This window comes from Dongia deserti (genome assembly GCF_003574735.1).
In the GTDB taxonomy this organism is placed as follows: Bacteria; Pseudomonadota; Alphaproteobacteria; order Dongiales; family Dongiaceae; genus Dongia_A; species Dongia_A deserti.
Map to the genome: position 1 here is coordinate 137,550 of NZ_QORW01000003.1, position 14,033 is coordinate 151,582.

Sequence of the window (14,033 nt, forward strand, 5' to 3'; positions counted from 1 at the left end):
CCTGTCGGAGTGGTCCTCTTTGTTGCCGTCACGTCAGTCCGCTCGCACGGACGGCAGCATTCCTGGTGCTCGCTATTGTCCCACGATCCTCCATCATTGACCGCGAGCGGCGTGATGGAACGTTAATCGACAAAGCCGCGAAAGAGCATTGTCCTTTGGTACAACTTCGCTCGATTGAATCTGCAGTCGAAAAAAGTGCATCAATCGCGGCGTGCTGCACGCCACCTCCACCGCCGCGCATAGCGGGCGCGTTCGCAAATGAGGAGATCGACCGCTCAGCTCGTGGCTGCGGCCAAAGCGGTCTTGTCGTCGTGCGGCGTCATACGCCGGTAGACGAAGTCCGGCGGCGGCTCCGACGATGCCGTGTCGGCCAGCGCGCGCAAGCTGTCGTGCGCGCTGGACAGCGCGCAGGCTGGATCGGTGGCCGCGGCATTGCCGGTGATGGCGAGCGCCTGGCACCGGCAGCCACCCCAATCCACTTCACGCTGATCGCAGCTACGGCAGGGTTCTGGCATCCAATCGGTGCCGCGGAACCGCTCGAAGGCCTTTGACGACGCCCAGATCTCCGCCAAAGGCTTGTGCCGCACGGATTCGAACGTGAGGCCCGGAATCGTTTGCGCGGCATGGCATGGCAACACCTCGCCGCTGGGCGTGATGTTAAGGAACTGCCGGCCCCAGCCGCCCATGCAGGCCTTCGGCTGCCGCGCATAGTAGTCCGGCACGACGTGGTCGATGACGATTTGACCGCGCAGCCGTCCGCGCGCCGCTTCAACGCGTTCGGTTGCTTCCCGCACCTGAGCAAGCGTTGGCATCAAGGCGGCGCGGTTACGGATTGCCCAGCCATAATATTGCGCGTGCGCGACCTCCACCCGGCTGGCACCGAGGGAGACCGCGAGATCGATCATGCGCTCGACCCGCGTAATGTTGTGGCGATTGATGACGGCGTTGATGGTGAGCGGCAGACCGGCCTCGCGCACCATGCGGGCGAAGGCGAGCTTCTTGCCCTGGACGCCCGGATAATTGGCGATGAAGGCCGCGGTCTGGTGGTCGACATCCTGGATGCTGAGCTGAACGTGGTCGAGGCCGGCGTCCGCCAGTTTCGCGATGCGCGCCTGATCCAGCGTCACGCCGGAGGTGATGAGATTGCTGTAGAGACCGATCTCGCGCGCATGCGCGACTAGGTCCGGCAGATCGCGGCGCACGGCGGGCTCCCCGCCTGAGAAATGCACCTGGAGGATGCCGAGCTCCGCCGCTTCATCCAGCACGCGCGTCCACTCGGCCGCCGAAAGCTCGTTCTTCGCTCGCTCCAGCTCGAGCGGATTGGAGCAGTAGGGGCATTGCAGCGGACAACGGTGCGTCAGCTCCAACAGGGCCGCGAGCGGCGGTGCGGGGATGCCGGGGGCGCTCATGCCGTCAGAATCCGCTTTTCGATCAACGATGCCAGCAGGTCCCTTACGTCCTGCTCGATCTCACTGCGGTCGGCACTGTACGCGCTGGCCAGTTCATCGATGATGTCGGTCAGCTGCCGGGTGCCGTTGCAGCGCTGCAGGATCTCCAGTGCCGTCTCGTCCGGCACCAACACCCGCTCAGGCGCCAGGACAACCCATTGGTCACGCGCCTTGTCGAAGGTCAAGCGTACGCCCGGGGCCAAGCCGGGGCGTGCGTCGCCCGACAATTGGGGCATCGTCATGGCGCGACCTCCTCCGGGCGAAAGACCCCGGGCGGGACATGCCCAGGCGAAACATAGGCGTGATAGAGCGCGTCAAGCTGGGCCCACAGCACATCGCACTTGAATTCCAGCGCGCGCAGGACAGCCTGCTGCTGATGGGGCAGGCGCGCCTCGCGCTTCACATACTCGATGGCGAAGTTGGCGTCGCGCGGTGCCTGGGAGAGCCGCTTGTCGAAGTAGCTGAGCGCCTCGCGGCTGATGAAATCGTAGTTGGCCAGCATGCCGGCCACGCGCTCGGTGATGATGCTCGGCGCAAACAGCTCGGTCAGGGAGGAGGCGATCGCTTCCAGCAGGGAGCGCTCGCGCACGAAATGGAGATAGGCCTCGACGGCGAAGCGAGTCCCGGGCAGCAGCCCATCGCCCGACATCACGTAGTCGCGGTCGAATCCCAGGCTGTCGGTCAGGCGCAGCCAGCGCTCGATGCCGCCATCGTATGATTCGTCGCCATCGTGATCGATGATGCGCTGGCGCCAGGCGCGGCGGGCATCGCGGTCGGTCATGCGCGACAGGATAGCGGCGTCTTTCAGCGGAATGATGGCCTGGTAGTAATAGCGGTTGAGCGCCCAGGCCTGGACCTGGCCGCGATTCAGCTTTCCGCTATGCAGCAAAGCATGGAACGGATGGAGATTGTGATAGCGCACGGCCCCAATGGCGCGCAGGGCAGCCTCAAGCTCCTCGGGTGCCATCAGTTCCGTCATAGCGAAATCCTCATGCCATCCTCTGCGACCTCCCAGCCATGCGCCACGATCTCCGCGTGCTCCGGCGAATCCTCGTCCAGCACCGGATTGGTCGTGTTCACGTGGATGAAGATCTTGCGCTTCACATCCAGCCTTTCGAACGCGCTCAGGGTGCCGGCGCCGCCATTCATGCTCATATGGCCCATGCGCTGCCCGGTCTTATGACTGACGCCAAGCCGCACCAGCTCGTCATCGGACCAGAGCGTCCCATCGAAGAAGACGAGCCCCGAGCCGCGCACGCGCTGCTCCACTTCAGGCGTCATGCGTGCGCAGCCCGGTATGAAGTGGAACTTGGTTCCCCCCGAGCTTATTTCCAGTCCAATCGTATCTTCCGCGACTCCGGCCAGATTCTTCGGATCCCGCCCCTCGAGAAATAGGGGCACCTTCCCCGGCACGGCAAAGGCGGTCATCGTAAGACCCAGCGGCCCGTCGCTGCCTGCGAGTGCGACCGGCTGGCCGAGCGTAAACATCCGCCGCTGCACGAAATCGGGATTGAGGGCGCCGAAGATCGGATTCTCTGCCAGCAGGCCGAGAACGCGTTGCGTGCCCCAGAGCACGAACGACTGGCTCTCTCGCATCGAGAGGAGGCCAGCGACGTGATCGATCTCCGCGCTGGTCAGGACCACCGCGCGCACCGGCGAGTCTCGCAACCCGTGGCGCGGCCAAAGACAACGGTTCTGCAAGAGTTGTTGCCGCGCATCGGGCGAGGCGTTCAGCATTACCCACCGCTCGCCGTCGACGCTGACCGCGATAGAGGCCTGCGTCCGCCACTTGGCGCGCGCGGACCCTTCCCGCGCACGTTTGCTGGTCGGCGCATTGCAATTCCATTGAGGAAAGCCTCCGCCGGCCGCAGAACCGAGCACCACCACTTCCATGGCCGCTAAACCCTGGCTATGCGAGGTCGCCCCGCTTTGTCGCGCGGCGGAGGGGGTCTGTTACAGGCGAGCGCAGGCGTAAGAATTAATCTCGAGGCCGACGCAGATCTCGCGCAACCGCGGAGTCTTCCAAACCTTCATGGTCAACTCTCCCAGTTAAAAGGCGATTGTTGAGTTTATTTTGTGTCGGCAGCACCGACAAGCCCATCCTACGTGCCACTTTTGAAGGTTTCTAGAACAATCGCCGCGCCTGCCCTTATCCTTTGGACCAAGATTCCGGCAGTGCGATATTCGAACGGTCCAGGCACAGCGTGTGCACCGGCACCCCAAGGTTCAGGCGCCTCATCGCGACCGAGAATGTCTGCACGGAGCCGCTATGATCCCGCAACCATTGGGCCTGGACTCCAAAGGCCTCGCGCTCACGATCTCTCCAGATCTGACAGGTGACCGGCTGCGGATGCGCAACGCTTTTCATCTGCAGAAAATGGGTCAGCTCATGCACCAGAATACTGGTTGCGGCCGGATCGCTGCCGATCGCGAGTGCCTCGTCAATGGTGATCTCGCCATCCGGCCAAGTGAAGCCGAACACCTGACACGGTCGGCCACACACCCTTTGCTCCAGCTCTGCGTGTGACAATGTCGTGATCCGCGGCGGCTCACCCGGGATGGCGTAGCCGGTGTAGCCTGCAATCGCGGTCAGCAGCGTCACCACCAGCTTGGCCGAGATCATGTGGCACCTCGTATGCTAGGGGCCGGGATCCATCATCCTAAGTTCATTGTCCGGAAGATCAATTGAACACCGCGCCGATCCTGTGATTTCTTCGCAAGAATTTCGCAGCGGACGCGGCGGAGGATGCATGAGCATGCGATCAAGTCTGGCCCACGTGAGTGCCGCCATCATGGCGCTCGGCACCATTGCCGCAGCGCAGCATGCAGAAGCAAATGCCTACCCTACCGAAGTGGTGGCCGATTACGTTATCGGCTGCATGGCGGCCAACGGGGAGACCCAGGAGATGCTGCGCCGGTGCTCCTGCAGCATCGACGCGGTTGCCTCCATCGTACCCTACGAGACGTACGAAAGGGCGGAGACCGTCATCCGGATGAGTGACGTTGCTGGCGCCAATACCGAGATTTTCCGGACGACAAGCATGCTCAAGAAGATCGTCGATCAACTCCGGCTGGCCCAGATCGAGGCGGATTTCCGCTGCTTCTGACCTGGCGCGCTGCTTTCACCGTCTCCAGCGCCGCTTCTCGTTCTTTGGTCGAAGAAGGCCGAACTTAGCTTGCTCACAATTTTTTCGATTCCTAGAGTTGCCCGCGGACATGAGCGACGGAGCCCGCTTGGGCTTCCAGCTCTTCAGGATCGGGCAACCGATCGATTCCCCCTGTGGGGCTATTAGCGGAAGGCTTTTGCGATGCGATTTTCTACCTGGCTGCTTGGTGCGATGCTTTCTCTTCCGGCGGGGCTTTTGATCGGTTCCGCCATTGCGCAGGCCGTGGAAGCGGGCGATCCTGCTCACGGCAAGAAGGTGTTCGCAAAATGCCAAGCCTGCCATTCGCTGGAAGCTGGCGTCAACAAGGTCGGGCCGACCTTGCACGCGATCATCGGCCGTGCATCGGCAGCGGAAACGGACTTCAACTACTCCGATGCGATGAAGAACGCGCAGCTGAGTTGGACACCAGAGGCGTTGGATCAGTATCTCGCAAATCCGAAGAAGATGGTGCCGGGCACCAAGATGGCGTTCCCTGGTCTGCCGAAGGAGAAGGACCGCACCGACATCATCACTTATCTGGAGCAGACAGCCGGGACGCCGCAGTGAATCGTGGCACGACCACGCCTTTCAGGTTTCGATTTCTGGCCGCGAGTATCGCGATGCTGATTCTCGCGCCTGACGGAAGCGAGGTCGTCGCTGCGGAGGGCGATGCACTTCATGTGCCGATCGTCTATCTGGGTGAGTCGATTCCGGAGCCGCCGCCGCTGTCCCTTGTCGAGCCGATCGCACCAGACAAGGGCATCGCCGGCGCCAAGCTGGCAATCGGCGACAACAATACGACCGGACAGTTCCTCAAGCAGAACTTCGAACTGATCGAGAAGGTCGTTCCCGCGGGCGGCGATCTCAAGGGAACTGCGGCCGAGCTGTCGGGCGCGGGGCAAAAACTGATCGTCGCAGACCTGACCGCTCCACGCCTGACGGAATTCGCCGACCTGCCGGAGATGAAGGATGCGGTGATCCTGAACATCCGCGCAGAGGATGACCCCCTGCGCGCGACCGACTGCCGGGCCAATGTCTTTCACGTGATTCCCAGCCGCGCCATGAAGGCAGATGCGCTGGGGCAGTTCCTGATCAGCAAGAAATGGATGCGCTGGGTCCTGATCTACGGCGTCAATGATGCGGACAAGGCCTTTGCCGATGCGATCCGGCGCTCGGCCAAGCGCTATCGCGCCGAGATCGTCGAAGAGCGCGGCTATGAGTTCAAGGCCGGCTCGCGCCGCACCGACACCGGCGAGCAGCAGGTGCGCGAACAGATGACGCAGCTGACCCAGCGCCTGCCAGACTACGACGTTCTGATCGTGGCAGACGAGAGCGAAGTGTTCGGCGAGTATCTTCCCTACCGCACCTGGGATCCACGGCCGGTGGTCGGCACGAGTGGCCTCGTCCCGACAGCCTGGCATCGCAGCCAGGAGCAATGGGGCGGAACACAGCTGCAGCGCCGCTTCACCCGCGCCTTCAACCGCTGGATGCTCGAGCGCGACTATGCAGCGTGGGAAGCGGTGCGCACGATCGGCGAAGCGGTGACGCGCACCAGCAGCGGCGATGCCTCGACATTGCGCAACTACATCGTCTCCGATTCCTTCGAGCTCGCCGCTTTCAAGGGCAAGCCGTTGACCTACCGCAAGTGGGACCAGCAGCTCCGCCAGCCGATCCTGCTCGCGACCCCGCTGATGCTGGTCTCTGTCTCGCCGCAGGAAGGCTTCCTGCACGAGCGCACGCCGCTCGATTCACTCGGTCATGATGAACCGGACTCGGCCTGTCGTTTGAACCAATAGGGGCTAGCCAAAAGCGATGCCGACTGAGCACCATCTTGGGAGGAAAACGATGCTTCAGCGGACATTGATGGCAGTATCAATCGCGCTTGCTTGTGGCGTAACCGTGGACAGGGCAGCGGCGGCGACAGCCTACGTTTCGAATGAGAAGAGCAACACCATCACGGTGGTCGATCTCGACAAGATGGAGCCGGTGGCGACGGTTGCGGTCGGCGAGCGGCCGCGCGGCATCACACTCAGCCACGACAAGAAGCTGCTCTACATCTGCACCAGCGATGATGACCATATCGAGGTGCTGGACCTCGAGACCCTGCAGGTTGTCCGGACGCTGCCGAGCGGTCCAGATCCGGAGTTGTTCGTGCTGTCCCGCGACGGCGGGACGCTCTATATCGCGAATGAGGACAATAATTTCGTGACCGTGCTCGACCTGGCCCAGGGTGTGGTGAGCACCGAGATTCCGGTCGGCGTCGAGCCGGAGGGAATGGCGATCAGTCCCGACAACAAGATACTGATCAACACATCCGAAACAACCAACATGGCGCATTTCATCAACACCGAAACGTTGGAGATCTTCGACAATGTGCTGGTGGATCAGCGGCCGCGCTATGCTGAGTTCACGCCAGACGGCAAGCAGGTGTGGGTTTCGTCGGAGATCGGCGGGACGGTGAGCGTCATCGATGTCACCACGCGCAAGATCCTGAAGAAGATCGGCTTCGAAATCCAGGGCATCCGCGCGGATACCATCCAGCCGGTCGGCGTCAGGATCACGCCGGATGGCAAGACCGCCTTTGTTGCTCTTGGCCCAGCCAATCGTGTGGCGGTCGTCGACGTGGACAGTGCCGAGGTGCAGGACTATTTGTTGGTCGGTCAGCGGGTCTGGCAGCTTGACTTTACGCCGGACGCCAAGTTTCTGGTTTCCACCAACGGCAACTCCAACGATATATCGGTGATCGACGTGGCCGAGCGAAAAGTAGTGAAATCGATTCCCGTTGGCGAATTGCCATGGGGTGTTGCGATCCGCTGACATGGCCGACCTTGCGCATCTTCCGGCTAGAAACTCCGCTCCAACGCCAGATGCGCTGACGATCGATGGCCTTACGCATCGGATCGGCGATCGCAACGTCCTGCAGGACGTCGCGCTCACGGTTCCAGCGGGCCGTTTCGTCACCTTGCTGGGACCGAACGGCGCCGGCAAGACCACCCTCCTCTCCCTGGTGACGCGGCTCTACACCGCTCAGCAGGGCACGATCACCGTCTTCGGCCATGACGTGCGCAAGGAGAGCTCGGCCGCCCTCTCCATCATGGGGGTCGTGTTTCAGCAGCGCGCCATCGACCCCGACCTCACGGCGAGGCAGAACCTCTCCTATCACGCGGCCCTGCATGGGTTGCCGGGCAAGGTGGCGCGGGCCCGCATCGCGGCGGAACTGGAGCGCATGGAGCTTACCAAGGACGCCGACCGGAAGATCCGCACCTTGTCGGGTGGCGAGTCGCGGCGGATCGAGATCGCGCGCGCCCTCCTGCACAATCCGAAACTGCTGCTGTGCGACGAAGCGACGGTCGGCCTCGACGTGCGCAGCAGGGCCGACATCATGTCGGACGTGCGCGGCCTGGTGCGCGATCGCGGCATGGCTGTGTTGTGGGCAACGCACCTGATCGACGAGGTGGAGCCGGAGGATTTTGTCATCATTCTCCACCGCGGAAAGGTGCGGCGGCAGGGCCGCGCAGCCGAGATCGCGGCATCGTTGGGCGCGGATGGCCTGAACGAGGCCTTCCGGCGTGTCACGGAGGCGGCAGCATGAGCCTAGCTGCGATGTTCCGCTGCTTCCTCGGCATCCTGTGGCGCGAAGTCCTGCGCTTCCTGCACCAATATACCCGGTTCATCGCGGCCCTTGTGAGGCCTTTGATCTGGCTGTTCGTGTTTGCGGCTGGGTTCCGCTCGGTGCTCGGTGTCTCCATCGTGCCGCCGTACCAGACCTATATCCTCTATGACGAGTACGTGATTCCCGGCCTGGTTGCGATGATCCTGTTGTTCAACGGCATGCAGGGCTCGCTCTCCATGGTCTATGACCGCGAGCTGGGTAGCATGCGGGTGCTGCTGACCAGCCCGATGCCGCGTTGGTTCCTGCTGCTCTCGAAACTGTTGTCGAGCACCCTGCTCTCGCTGGCGCAGGTTTATGTATTCCTGCTGATCGCCTTTGCCTACGGCATCGAATTGCCGCCGCTCGGCCACGTCTATGTGCTGCCGGCGCTTCTGCTGTCCGGCATGATGCTGGGCGGGCTGGGGCTGCTGCTGTCTTCCGTGATCAAGCAGCTGGAGAATTTCGCGGGTGTGATGAACTTCATCATCTTTCCGATGTTCTTCACCTCCTCGGCGCTTTATCCGCTGTGGAAGGTGGAGGAAGCGAGCCCGATCCTGCGCGACATCTGCGGCTTCAATCCGTTCACTTATGCGGTGGAGCTGATCCGCTTCGCGCTCTATGGCCAGTTCGAGCGTTTCTCCGCTTTAGTTGTCGCCGGCTGCATGGTGGCATTCGTCGCCGGCGCGATCATCGCCTATGATCCATCCAAGGGCATCATCACCCGCGTGCGCGCGGGCGCCCCGGCTTGAGGGAGGATGAGATGAAAGCAGGCGCCCGATTGTGTCCGCTTCTCTTCGCGTTCGGCATCGCATCGATCGTCGCGACAGCCTCGATGGCGCAGAGCACGGAGGCGCCGGGCACCGGCACGGAAGGCACGCAGGCTGGACCGATCCAACCAGCGTCCGAATGGCCATGCGAGCAACCGCTGCGGCCGGAGATGTCGATCGGCGCGATGTGGCAGGGCCCCGAGCTTGATGCGCAGGACGACTGGCGGGAGGTCTCAGCTGTGGTCACCCTGGTCAACCAGATCGCACCGCGCAGCGTGCCGCAGGAAGAGGCGGTCGCAAATATCCGGCGCTTCGCCGCAGGCTATCAGGGGGCAGAGCGCTCGACGGTCCTGACGGAATTGTTCGTCGGCCTATTCGAGACGTTGAGCGCGGAGCGCAATGACATCGTGCGCGGCATCAAGCGCTTCCACCGGCGGCAGGACGCGCTTGCTCGCCGGATCGAGGAAGGCTGGAAAGCGCTGGGCGAGATCGATCCCAACACGACTGATCCCAAGATCATGGAGCGGCGCGCCGAACTCCAGCAGCAGGTTGATTGGGACAGCCGCATCTTCGACGATCGCCAGCGCCTGCTTCCCGCGGTCTGCGAGCAGCCGCGAGTCTTGGAGCAAAGGGTGTTCGCCCTCGCGCGCGCCATCCAGGAGCAGCTCACCATCACGCAATAGTGTGATTTCTGCCCTAGCAGGGCGCACGCGGTTCCACCTTTTGGCCGATGTCATAAGAACTAAGCCATCCACCACAAATCGGTTGGTGCAGCGCGACGTTGCTATTGAATTTCCGAGCAATTGTAATATCATTCCGCTCGCTGCATTGCAGCATAGAATGCCGGCCGAGGCGAGACCGGCATGTCGGGGGATTTCAGATTTGTTAGTGCTAACCGGCCATTAAGCGGCCACTGGTAGCGTGTGCGCGCCACGACGACAGGCGTGGTTGTTTACGGACCATCCGCCGATCTCGGTCGGCAGTTTCGTGTGAGAACGAGTCATGCTCTATTCGCTTGTCATTTCGGTGTGCATGATTGCCACGCCGACCGATTGCAGAGTTTACGAACAGCCGGTGACGGAACTGTCCGCAAATCCGTCGACCGCCTTCATCCAGGCCCAAGCGCTGGTGGCCCAATGGATGGACAAGCATCCGGGCTTCAAGCTTGATACCTGGCGCTTGGAACCGGGCCGCGGCGCCTAGCCATCATCTCCGCCCCTGTTCCGTTAGTTCCGGATCGCGCGGTCGATGTTCCTCGCGTTATCGAGGTTGCGCGCCTGATCCGCGCCGATCAGCCCGATCAGCTTCGTCGACGTGACGTCGGTGCGGTCGAAATTGGCACCGGCCACGTTGGCGCCAGTCAGGTCGGCGCCGGCGAGCTCCGCCAGCATCAGGTTCGCGTCGGACAGATCCACGCCCGCCATCTTGGCAAACTTCATGCGCGTGCGCGCGAGATTGGCGCCCGACAAGTCAGCGCCGGTCAGATTGGCCGAATCGAGCACGGCGCGCATCAACCCCATCGACTGGTTCTTCATATCCGCGGACAGATCGGCGCCTATGAGCTTGGCGCCCGATAGATTGGCGCGCGTCAGATCGGCGGCGATCCGTGCCTTTGAGAGGTCCGCGCCGGAAAAATTCGCGCCACGCATCTGCGCCGCAAACAGCGCTGCGCCCTTGAGGCTCGCCTGCGACCAGTCGCTATCCAGCGCCCAAGCCTGATCCAGGATCGCGCCGTCGAAGTTGGCGCCCGTCAGCTTTGCCTCGTTGAGATAGGCGCCGCGCAGGTTCACCCGCGAGAAATCCAGGCCCGACAGGTCGAGGCCGTTCAACCGCCGCAGTGATAGATCCGGGGGCTGGTCGGCCTCAAGTAGTGCTGCCACCTCCTCGCGCGTCATCTCTGCTTCGGTAAAGGTCGGCGATGACAGGTTGACCCCGCTCATCATGTCTTGCGCAAGCGCAAGGCTGGGCGCTGCGAACAATGCGACCAGCCAGCACCGGATCAAGATGAGTGGCGCGCGCTTTGCCATCTGCGCCTCGTGGAGCGAAGCCACACCTTCGCGCCGCGGTTCGCCCGAGTAAACGGGCGAAGGCAGAATTCATCCCAAAGGCCAATGTTTATGGAAGACGCTGGCCGCTTTGGGCATCGAACAGATGCAGCCATTCAGCCGGCAGGCGGATGGTGACAGCATCGCTGCCACTGACGTCGCGGTTCAAGGTGAAAGCCTTCAGCGTGGTGCCGAACGGACGGATATGCAGGATAGTGCCAAGGCCGGTCGGCTCGACCAGCTCGACCTTGCAGCGGATGCCGGCATCATTGGTAGCGCCAACCGGAATGTGTTCCGGCCGAATGCCGACGGTGATGGCAGCACCGTCTGCTATTTGATGCTGCCGCTGCAGCGGGATGCGGGTGCCACCTTGCACTTCGATCGCCGGGCCGGCGCTATTGGCACAATAGGTGCCGTTGAACATGTTCATGGCAGGCGAACCGATGAAGCCGGCGACGAACAGGTTGGCCGGCCGGTCATAGAGATCGAGCGGGCTACCCACCTGCTGCACGAGGCCGGCATTCATCGCCACGATGCGGTCGGCCAGGGTCATGGCCTCGATCTGGTCATGCGTCACATAGATCGAGGTCGCGCCCAGCGACTGGTGCAGCTTCTTGATCTCGCCCCGCATCTGTTCTCGCAGCCGGGCATCGAGGTTGGACAATGGCTCATCGAATAGGAAGGCCTTGGGCGCACGCACGATGGCGCGGCCCATCGCGACCCGCTGGCGCTGCCCGCCGGAGAGCGCGCGTGGCCGGCGCGCCATCAGCGCGTCCAGTCCGAGCTTCGTTGCGGCGCCCGAAATTGCGGCAGCGATGCGCTCCTTCGCCGTACGGCGCAGACGCAGGCTGTAGCTCATGTTCTCCGCGACCGTCATGTGAGGATAGAGCGCGTAGGACTGGAACACCATCGCGATATCGCGATCCTTGGGCTCCAGATCGTTGACACGGCGGCCATCGATGCGGATCTCGCCAGCCGAGATGTCCTCGAGGCCCGCGATCATGCGCAGCAGCGTGGACTTGCCGCAACCCGATGGACCGACCAGAACCACGAACTCGCCGTCGTGGATCGAAAGGTCGATGCCGTGCAGGACGTGGACCGGACCATAGGCCTTGCGGATGTCGGCAATATCGATGGATGCCATGGGAATCTCCTCAGCCCTTCACCGCACCGGCCGTCAGGCCCTGCACGAGATAGCGCTGGATGAAGAGGAAAAAGAGGCAGGCCGGAATGAGGGCCAGCACGCCCGCCGCCATCATCTGCCCGAAATCGACCGAGAACTTCGAGACGAAGGAGAGCAACCCGACCGGGAAGGTGCTGACCCCGCTGCTGGAGATCAGCATCAAGGCGAACAGCAATTCGCTCCACGCCGCGGTGAACACGAAGCCAAGGGTCGCCGCGATGCCGGGCAGCGTCAGCGGCAGGATGATCTGGCTGAAGGCGCGGAAGCGGGTCGCGCCATCGATCATCGCCGCCTCCTCGAGATCCTTCGGTATGCCGTCGAAGAAGCTTTGCATCAGGAAGGTCGCGAACGGCACGTTGAAGGCGACATAGACGATGACGAGGCCGGTCAGGCTGTTGGTGAGGCCAAGGGGTGACAGCATCTTGAAGATCGGCGCGATCAGCATGACCAGCGGAAACATCTGGGTCAGCAGCATCAAGATGACGATCCAATACTTGCCGCGGAAAGCGAAGCGTGACAGCGCGTAACCCGCGCAAGACGCCAGGATCGTGACGATGAAAGCGGTCGAACCCGAGACGATCACGCTGTTCTGGAAGAAACGCGGGAAATCGCTGTGCTTCAGCACGAAGAGGTAATGGTCGACGCTGGCATGCGAGGGCCACAGGCGCACACCTTCGCTATAGAGCAGATCGTTGGGCGTGACCGAGACTTTCAGCAACCAATAGAGCGGGAACAGCGCGACAACGATGTACACGAGGATGGCGCTACGATGCGCGATAGTGCCTGCGATGCGCTTCGAGCGAGTCATCACGCCCTCCGCAGCATGGTCTGGCGCAGCAGCACGATCAGCAGCGAATACGCCATCAGCAGGAGCAGCAGGACCAGCGCGATGGCGGAGGCATAGCCGAAATCGAGCCGGCGGAAGGCCTGAGTGAAGATATAGCTGGCGACAATCTGCGTCCGGTCGGCTGGGCCGCCCTTGGTCATCACGATGATGAGGTCGGCAAAGTTGGAGATCCAGACCGTGCGCAACAGAACCGTGATGGCGATGGTCGGCGCCAAGAACGGCAAGGTGATGGACCAGAAACGCTGGAATGCGTTCGCGCCGTCGATTGCCGCCGCTTCGTAGAGATCGCGCGGGATTGCCTGCAAGGCCGCCAGCAAGGTGATCGCAAAAAATGGGATGCCCCACCAGATATTGGCGATGATCGGCCCCCACATCGCGTTCTGCGGATCGGACAGCAGGTTGGTCGGCGCATCGAAAATGCCGAGCGCCGTGAGCCAGTGCGGCAGCGGCCCGACAACCGGATTGAACAGCCACGCCCAATTGAGCCCCGAGAGGAAGCTTGGAACCGCCCAGGGCAGGAAGACGAGTGCCTGTGCGAGAGCGCGGCCGCGGAACGGCCGGTCGAGCAATAGCGCCAGGATAAGCCCGAAGGTGAACTGGAAGAACACCGATGCGCCGGCCCAGAACAAGGTGTTCTTGAGCGCACGGGCGAAGTTCTTGTCGCTCGCCAGCGTCTCGAAATGCTGCAGCCCGACAAAGCCGCCGCTGAACGGGTTGAGCAGGCGCACATCGCGGAACGCGTAGGACAGCCCGAGCGCCAACGGCACCAGCATCACCGCGACGATCAGGATCAGCGCCGGCGCGGAATAGAGCCAAGGCTCGCTCGCAGTCGCCAACCGCCGCAGGAAGGGGCGGTGGTCGGACGGCAGGCGAGCGTGTTGGGCAACGGTTGTCATGTTGCGAATCCCCCTCCCCCATCATGGGGGAAGGCCGGGGTGGGGGAAG

At 62.6% G+C, this 14,033-nt stretch carries 18 protein-coding genes; 8 read left to right on the top strand and 10 right to left on the bottom strand.

From position 1 onward, the window contains the following. Positions 1–275 precede the first annotated feature (275 nt). The 6 genes from pqqE to DTX69_RS05820 form a co-directional block, all read right to left on the bottom strand. Positions 276–1,409 (bottom strand): pyrroloquinoline quinone biosynthesis protein PqqE, encoded by a 1,134-nt coding sequence (pqqE, locus tag DTX69_RS05795; RefSeq protein WP_119300564.1) that lies wholly within the window; start codon positions 1,407–1,409, stop codon positions 276–278. Next, positions 1,406–1,690, bottom strand: coding sequence for a pyrroloquinoline quinone biosynthesis peptide chaperone PqqD (pqqD, locus tag DTX69_RS05800; RefSeq protein ID WP_284735573.1), 285 nt, complete (start codon positions 1,688–1,690; stop codon positions 1,406–1,408). Before pqqD ends, pqqE begins: the two co-directional genes overlap by 4 nt. After that, the gene (gene pqqC / locus DTX69_RS05805; protein WP_119300566.1) at positions 1,687–2,427 is read right to left on the bottom strand and encodes a pyrroloquinoline-quinone synthase PqqC; all 741 of its coding nucleotides are present in this window, start codon (positions 2,425–2,427) and stop codon (positions 1,687–1,689) included. The genes pqqD and pqqC overlap by 4 nt, the downstream gene beginning before the upstream one ends. Beyond that, on the bottom strand, positions 2,424–3,341 hold the full coding sequence (gene pqqB, locus DTX69_RS05810) for a pyrroloquinoline quinone biosynthesis protein PqqB (RefSeq protein WP_119300567.1): 918 nt from the start codon (positions 3,339–3,341) through the stop codon (positions 2,424–2,426). The genes pqqC and pqqB overlap by 4 nt, the downstream gene beginning before the upstream one ends. Before the next feature lie 60 nt (positions 3,342–3,401). Further along, positions 3,402–3,482, bottom strand: coding sequence for a pyrroloquinoline quinone precursor peptide PqqA (gene pqqA, locus DTX69_RS30950; RefSeq protein WP_119300568.1), 81 nt, complete (start codon positions 3,480–3,482; stop codon positions 3,402–3,404). A 115-nt stretch (positions 3,483–3,597) separates the two neighbouring features. Then, entirely contained in the window at positions 3,598–4,071 is a 474-nt protein-coding gene (locus tag DTX69_RS05820) for a hypothetical protein (protein ID WP_119300569.1), read from the bottom strand. Positions 4,072–4,198: 127 nt separating this feature from the next. On the opposite strand from DTX69_RS05820, the gene DTX69_RS05825 reads away from it, so the two are divergent. From DTX69_RS05825 to DTX69_RS05860, 8 genes are all read left to right on the top strand, one after another. After that, a complete protein-coding gene (locus DTX69_RS05825) occupies positions 4,199–4,555 on the top strand; it encodes a hypothetical protein (RefSeq protein ID WP_284735574.1) in 357 nt (118 codons plus the stop codon). Positions 4,556–4,756: 201 nt separating this feature from the next. Continuing rightward, positions 4,757–5,161, top strand: a complete 405-nt coding sequence (locus DTX69_RS05830) for a c-type cytochrome (protein ID WP_284735575.1) — start codon at positions 4,757–4,759, stop codon at positions 5,159–5,161. Between the two features lie 53 nt (positions 5,162–5,214). Then, positions 5,215–6,390: an ABC transporter substrate-binding protein gene (locus DTX69_RS05835; RefSeq protein ID WP_119300572.1), complete on the top strand. Its 1,176-nt coding sequence runs from the start codon at positions 5,215–5,217 to the stop codon at positions 6,388–6,390. 49 nt (positions 6,391–6,439) lie between these two features. Further along, on the top strand, positions 6,440–7,411 hold the full coding sequence (locus tag DTX69_RS05840) for a YVTN family beta-propeller repeat protein (RefSeq protein WP_119300573.1): 972 nt from the start codon (positions 6,440–6,442) through the stop codon (positions 7,409–7,411). Between the two features lies 1 nt (position 7,412). After that, the gene (locus DTX69_RS05845; protein WP_119300574.1) at positions 7,413–8,186 is read left to right on the top strand and encodes an ABC transporter ATP-binding protein; all 774 of its coding nucleotides are present in this window, start codon (positions 7,413–7,415) and stop codon (positions 8,184–8,186) included. Continuing rightward, on the top strand, positions 8,183–8,995 hold the full coding sequence (locus DTX69_RS05850; RefSeq protein WP_119300575.1) for an ABC transporter permease: 813 nt from the start codon (positions 8,183–8,185) through the stop codon (positions 8,993–8,995). Before DTX69_RS05845 ends, DTX69_RS05850 begins: the two co-directional genes overlap by 4 nt. A gap of 11 nt (positions 8,996–9,006) precedes the next feature. Then, complete coding sequence (locus DTX69_RS05855; RefSeq protein ID WP_162916725.1) at positions 9,007–9,696, top strand: hypothetical protein; 690 nt, start codon at positions 9,007–9,009, stop codon at positions 9,694–9,696. Between the two features lie 319 nt (positions 9,697–10,015). After that, the gene (locus DTX69_RS05860) at positions 10,016–10,216 is read left to right on the top strand and encodes a hypothetical protein (RefSeq protein WP_119300577.1); all 201 of its coding nucleotides are present in this window, start codon (positions 10,016–10,018) and stop codon (positions 10,214–10,216) included. Between the two features lie 23 nt (positions 10,217–10,239). Here the strand turns inward: DTX69_RS05860 and DTX69_RS05865 are convergent, their stop codons facing one another. The 4 genes from DTX69_RS05865 to DTX69_RS05880 form a co-directional block, all read right to left on the bottom strand. Further along, a complete protein-coding gene (locus DTX69_RS05865; protein WP_119300775.1) occupies positions 10,240–11,040 on the bottom strand; it encodes a pentapeptide repeat-containing protein in 801 nt (266 codons plus the stop codon). Positions 11,041–11,128: 88 nt separating this feature from the next. Next, the gene (locus tag DTX69_RS05870; RefSeq protein ID WP_119300578.1) at positions 11,129–12,202 is read right to left on the bottom strand and encodes an ABC transporter ATP-binding protein; all 1,074 of its coding nucleotides are present in this window, start codon (positions 12,200–12,202) and stop codon (positions 11,129–11,131) included. 10 nt (positions 12,203–12,212) lie between these two features. Then, positions 12,213–13,049: a carbohydrate ABC transporter permease gene (locus DTX69_RS05875; protein WP_119300579.1), complete on the bottom strand. Its 837-nt coding sequence runs from the start codon at positions 13,047–13,049 to the stop codon at positions 12,213–12,215. Next, positions 13,049–13,984, bottom strand: a complete 936-nt coding sequence (locus DTX69_RS05880; RefSeq protein WP_119300580.1) for a carbohydrate ABC transporter permease — start codon at positions 13,982–13,984, stop codon at positions 13,049–13,051. Before DTX69_RS05880 ends, DTX69_RS05875 begins: the two co-directional genes overlap by 1 nt. Between the last annotated feature and the right edge of the window lie 49 nt (positions 13,985–14,033).